Consider the following 6,013-nt stretch of genomic DNA (forward strand, 5'->3'; position numbering starts at 1 on the left):
ACCGGCAGCTCAGGAGCGTCCCGCGCGGTCGTCGGCCACCGGGGCGGGGGGGGGGGGGCCCCCGGCCCCCCCCCCCCCGCGCGGGGCCGCCCCCCGCCCCCCCCCCCCCCCCCCCCACGGAGGCGCTGTGCGGTGAAGCGGAGCCGGAAGCGGCGGCCCGGGTGGCGCGGAGGTTGTACGGGGCGGGGGTTTCTTCACCGGCCGGGCACGGGACCGTCTGTCGCCGGTACGGGTTCGTCGGCCATACTGCCCGCCGTGGAACAGCTCAGAGGTCCGGTCATCCCGCCCGTAACCGCAGCCGGCACCGATCCGGCCTACATCCCCGGCCTCGCTCCGCCGAGCCCGGACAGGGCCGGTGAGGAGGCCGGCGGGGAGGAGGTGGAGCAGAGGGAGCAGAAGGCCGCTTCCGGGGAGGTGGCCTCGGAGACGCTCACCGAGGGGCTCGCCGAGGAGCCCACCGGTGAGCAGGAGACCGGCGGGCAGGACGGGGACGAGCAGGACGAGGACGGCGGGTCCGCCTTCGAGGCGGCCGACCGCCGCGGCTCGATAGCCGCCGGCCGCTCCGGGGTGGTGTTCCGGCTGGACGGCGAGGAGGCCCGGTTCCCCTGGGACGAGATCGGTGCGGTGGAGACGGATCTCCCGCGCTTCGGGCGCCGGTTCTCCGTCTCCGTCTGCACGACCGCCCGCCGCTGGTACGAGGCCGACGTCGACGCACCGTCCCGGAAGGTCCTCAAGGAGTGGGACGAGGCCTTCGACGCGGTCCTGGACGAGTGGTTCGGCGAGGACTGAGGAACCCGGCGGAGGAGCCGTCCCCGGCGCGCCCGCGGGACGCACGACGACGGCGGCGGCCCCGCGGGATGCGGGGCCGGCCGCCGCCGTCGCACGCCGTACCGCCCGGAGCGCGACCGCTACGAGGCGGGCTCGGGCTCGGGGGCCGGCTCGGTGCCGGCCGGGCCCTCCGGCTCCGCCGGGGTCCTGACCGACTCCAGCAGGAGCTGGGCGACGTCCACGACCTGGACGTTCTCCTTGGCCTTGCCCTCGTTCTTCTTGCCGTTGACCGAGTCGGTCAGCATCACCAGGCAGAACGGGCAGGCGGTGGAGACGATGTCCGGGTTCAGCGACAGCGCCTCGTCCACGCGCTCGGTGTTGATGCGCTTGCCGATGCGCTCCTCCATCCACATCCGCGCGCCGCCGGCGCCGCAGCAGAAGCCCCGCTCCTTGTGGCGGTGCATCTCCTCGTTGCGCAGGCCGGGCACCTTGCCGATGATCTCGCGCGGCGGCGTGTAGACCTTGTTGTGGCGGCCCAGGTAGCACGGGTCGTGGTAGGTGATCAGACCCTCGACCGGCGTGACCGGCACCAGGCGTCCCTCGTCGATGAGGTGCTGGAGCAGCTGGGTGTGGTGGACGACCTCGTAGTGCCCGCCGAGCTGCGGGTACTCGTTGGCGATCGTGTTGAAGCAGTGCGGGCAGGTCGCGACGATCTTCTTCCTGGACCGCTCGACGGTGACGCCCTCGTCCTCATCCTCGCCGAAGGCCATGTTCAGCATCCCGACGTTCTCGGCGCCGAGCTGCTGGAAGAGGAACTCGTTGCCCAGGCGGCGGGGGGAGTCGCCGCTGCACTTCTCGTCGCCGCCCATGATCGCGAACTTCACGCCCGCGATGTGCAGCAGCTCCGCGAAGGCCTTGGTGGTCTTCTTGGCCCGGTCCTCCAGGGCGCCGGCGCAGCCGACCCAGTACAGGTACTCGACCTCGGTGAGGTCCTCGATGTCCTTGCCGACGACCGGGACCTCGAAGCCGACCTCCTTGGTCCACTCCAGGCGCTGCTTCTTGGCCAGGCCCCAGGGGTTGCCCTTCTTCTCCAGGTTCTTGAGCATCGTGCCCGCCTCGGACGGGAACGAGGACTCGATCATCACCTGGTAGCGGCGCATGTCGACGATGTGGTCGACGTGCTCGATGTCCACGGGACACTGCTCGACGCAGGCGCCGCAGGTGGTGCAGGACCACAGCACGTCCGGGTCGATGACGCCGTTCTCCTCCAGCGTCCCGACCAGCGGGCGCTCGGCCTCCGCCAGGGCGGCGGCGGGAACGTCCTTCAGCTGCTCCTCGGTCGCCCGCTCCTCGCCCTCCATGTCCTTGCCGCCGCCGGCCAGCAGGTAGGGGGCCTTGGCGTGCGCGTGGTCGCGCAGCGACATGATCATCAGCTTGGGCGAGAGCGGCTTGCCGGTGTTCCAGGCGGGGCACTGGGACTGGCAGCGGCCGCACTCGGTGCAGGTGGAGAAGTCGAGGATGCCCTTCCAGGAGAACTGCTCGACCTGGGAGACGCCGAATGTGTCGTCCTCGCCCGGGTCCTCGAAGTCGATCGGCTCGCCGCCCGAGGTCATCGGCTGGAGCGGGCCGAGGGCGACCTCGCCGTTGGACTCGCGCTTGAACCAGATGTTGGGGAACGCCAGGAAGCGGTGCCAGGCGACGCCCATGGTGATGTTGAGCGACACCGTGATCATCCAGATCAGCGAGACGCTGATCTTGATCATCGCGGTGAAGTAGATCAGGTTCTGCAGCGTGCCGGTCCCCAGCCCGTCGAAGGCCTCCACCAGCGGGTAGGAGACGAAGTACGCCGCCTCGTAACCCTCGACGTGGTGGATCGCGCCCTCCAGGCCGCGCAGCACCAGGATCGCCAGGCCGATGGTGAGGATGACGTACTCGACGAAGTACGCCTGCCAGGCGGTCGAACCGGCGAAGCGGGACTTGCGGCCGGGGCGGGTGGGCAGGTTGAGCAGCCGGATCACGATCAGGGTCAGGATGCCGGCGACCGTCATCAGGCCGATGAACTCGATGTACATCTCGAACGGCAGGAAGCCGCCGAGGACGGGGAGGACCCAGTCGGCCCGGAAGAGCTGCCCGTACGCCTGGGCCAGGGTCGGCGGAAGCGTCAGGAAGCCGATCGCGACGAACCAGTGAGCGAAGCCGACGATCCCCCACCGGTTCATCCGGGTGTGGCCGAGGAACTCCTTGACCAGGGTGATCGTGCGCTGCTTGGGCTCGTTCGTGCGTGCGCCCGCCGGGACCGGTTGGCCGAGCCTGACGAAGCGGTAGATCTGCGCGACGGCGCGTGCCAGGAGCGCAACGCCGACCGCGGTGAGTACCAGCGAGACGGCGATCGCGGCGAGTTGCATGGCGGCTCCTCGAACCTGCGGGGGCGATGCCTGCGGCTGCAAGCTTACTAAGCGGTAACTTATCCGATCTGTTCGAGACTACCCATGAACGGAGGCCGTCTGTAGCCGCTCGTACGGTGATCTGCGTCGCTGAGGCGGCCCTTGCCCGAGGGGTGGCCGCGGAGCCTCGCGGAGGGCCCGGGAACGGAAGGGCGGATCCATCCTATAGACCTCCTCCGCCTCATCCTCCGAATCGGCGTCGAATGCGGTAAAAAGGGATGCGTTCGTTTCCCGCGGCCGGGAGGAAGTCCCTATGCGCACTGCGCGCACTCCGCGCGCGGGGCTCGCGCGGCCCTCCGCGGGACTCTGGGGGCACCTGTGGGAGCGCCTGTGGGGACGGCTGTGGATCTGGCTGCTCCTCCCCTGGCTGCTCGTCCTCGCGGTCGCCGTCGTCGAGGCCACCGGCGGGCTCCAGGGCCGCGTCGCGCACGCCGGCTCCCTGCTCACCCCGGCGCCCGCGCTCGCCGCGGTCCGCGGGCGTCCCCGCGACGTGCTCGCCGTCTCCGCCGCCGCCCTGGTCATCGGGGTGGCCGCGTCCTTCGAGCCGGACGCGGCCGGGACGGACACCTCCGCGACCGCACTGGTCTCGCTGGTGGTGAGCGCCGCGGGCCTGGTGGCGTCCGTGGCCCGGTGGCGGCGTGAGGGGCAGCTCGTCCGCATCCGGCGGGTCGCCGAGGCGGCCCAGCTCGCGCTCCTCTCCCCGGTGCCGCGCCACGCGGGCGGGCTGCGCCTGGCGGCCAGGTACAGCGCCGCCGAGTCCGACACCCTGATCGGCGGCGACCTGTACGAGGTCGTGGTCCTCCCGGACCGGACCAGGGTGATCATCGGCGACGTGCGCGGCAAGGGCCTGCCCGCGATCCGTACGGCGGCGGTGGTGCTGGGCGCCTTCCGGGAGGCGGCCCAGTACGAGTCCGCGCTGACGACCGTGGCCGGGCGCTGCTCGCGCGCGGTGGCGCGGTGCGCGCGGGAGGCGGCCGACGGGGACGGCCCGGAGGCGGAGGCGGAGGAACTGTTCGTCACCGCCGCGCTGGTGGAGATCGAGGGCGGGCGGCTGCGCGTCGTCGACCTGGGGCATCCGCCGCCGCTGCTGCTCACCGCGCGGGGGTGCGAGCCGCTGGCGGTCGAGCCGCTGCCGCCGCTGGGGCTGGTGCACGGCTTCACGGCCGGGTGGGACGACGACTGGGGCGTGACCGTCCACACCCGGTGGCGCCCCGGGGACCGGCTGCTGCTGCACACCGACGGCATCGACGAGGCGCGCGACGGCAGGGGGCGCTTCTTCCCGCTCGCCGAGACGCTGGGAGAGCTGCGCGAGGCCTCCACCGAGCGGCTGCCGGACGAGCTGCTGGAGGCGGTCGCCCGGCACACCGGCGGAAGGCTGCGGGACGACGCGGCGGTCGTCGTCGTGGAGTTCTCGGAGGCCGGTGAGGCGGAGGGCGACGGGGAACGGGTGCGGGGGGAGCGGAAAGGGCCGGACGGGGCGGATGGAACGGGCGGCGCGGGGAAGGCTGCTCCGTCCGGAAGCCAGGACGGCCCCGGTGGGCGTCCTGTCCCCCGGACACCCTCCGACGACCGGCGTCCCGCGGCCAGTTGACGCGGTCGCACCCCGGCATGAGTTCGGCGGCCGGAGAAGAGTTGAGCCGGAGCGACTCATGTCTCTTGACGCTGCCCGCCCTCCTGCTGCACTCTTGAGCCAGATTTACTCAAGGCATGAGCTGGAGGAACCCGAAATGGCACGAGCGGTCGGCATCGACCTGGGTACGACGAACTCCGTCGTCAGTGTTCTCGAGGGCGGTGAGCCCACCGTCATCACCAATGCCGAGGGCGCCAGGACCACGCCGTCCGTCGTCGCCTTCGCCAAGAACGGCGAGGTCCTCGTCGGTGAGGTCGCCAAGCGCCAGGCCGTCACCAACGTCGACAGGACGATCCGGTCGGTCAAGCGCCACATGGGCACCGACTGGAGGATCAACCTGGACGGCAAGGACTTCAACCCCCAGCAGATCAGCGCCTTCGTGCTGCAGAAGCTGAAGCGGGACGCCGAGGCGTACCTGGGCGAGAAGGTCACCGACGCGGTGATCACCGTCCCCGCCTACTTCAACGACCACGAGCGCCAGGCCACCAAGGAGGCCGGCGAGATCGCGGGCCTGAACGTCCTGCGCATCGTGAACGAGCCCACGGCAGCCGCCCTGGCCTACGGGCTGGAGAAGGACGACCAGACGATCCTGGTCTTCGACCTCGGCGGCGGCACCTTCGACGTCTCGCTGCTGGAGATCGGCGACGGCGTGGTGGAGGTGAAGGCCACCAACGGCGACAACCAGCTCGGCGGCGACGACTGGGACCAGCGGATCGTCGACTACCTGGTCAAGCAGTTCCAGTCCGGCCACGGCGTGGACCTGGCCAAGGACAAGATGGCCCTCCAGCGCCTGCGCGAGGCGGCGGAGAAGGCGAAGATCGAGCTGTCCAGCTCGACCGAGACCACCATCAACCTGCCCTACATCACCGCGTCGGCCGAGGGCCCGCTGCACCTGGACGAGAAGCTCACCCGGGCCCAGTTCCAGCAGCTGACCGCCGACCTGCTGGAGCGCTGCAAGATCCCGTTCCACAACGTGATCAAGGACGCGGGCATCCAGCTCTCCGAGATCGACCACGTCGTCCTCGTCGGCGGTTCGACCCGCATGCCGGCCGTCGCCGAGCTGGTCAGGGAGCTGACCGGCGGCAAGGAGGCGAACAAGGGCGTCAACCCCGACGAGGTGGTGGCCATCGGCGCCTCGCTGCAGGCCGGTGTCCTCAAGGGCGAGGTCAAG

The 6,013-nt window shown here is 71.2% G+C and carries 4 protein-coding genes; 3 read left to right on the forward strand and 1 reads right to left on the reverse strand.

What is annotated here, in order from left to right:
* Window positions 1-255: 255 nt before the first annotated feature.
* A complete protein-coding gene (locus AC2CJA_RS22915) occupies window positions 256-789 on the forward strand; it encodes a hypothetical protein (RefSeq protein WP_484604573.1) in 534 nt (177 codons plus the stop codon).
* A gap of 119 nt (window positions 790-908) precedes the next feature.
* Here the strand turns inward: AC2CJA_RS22915 and AC2CJA_RS22920 are convergent, their stop codons facing one another.
* Window positions 909-3,173, reverse strand: a complete 2,265-nt coding sequence (locus AC2CJA_RS22920) for a heterodisulfide reductase-related iron-sulfur binding cluster (RefSeq protein WP_484604574.1) — start codon at window positions 3,171-3,173, stop codon at window positions 909-911.
* Window positions 3,174-3,465: 292 nt separating this feature from the next.
* Between AC2CJA_RS22920 and AC2CJA_RS22925 the strand changes: the two genes are divergently transcribed.
* Both AC2CJA_RS22925 and AC2CJA_RS22930 read left to right on the forward strand, forming a co-directional pair.
* A complete protein-coding gene (locus AC2CJA_RS22925) occupies window positions 3,466-4,803 on the forward strand; it encodes a PP2C family protein-serine/threonine phosphatase (protein WP_484604575.1) in 1,338 nt (445 codons plus the stop codon).
* A 136-nt stretch (window positions 4,804-4,939) separates the two neighbouring features.
* Window positions 4,940-6,013: Hsp70 family protein (locus tag AC2CJA_RS22930; protein WP_484604576.1), on the forward strand; the 1,074-nt coding region annotated here is incomplete at its 3' end.

It is taken from the genome of Streptomyces sp. ATLC9, from assembly GCF_057196705.1.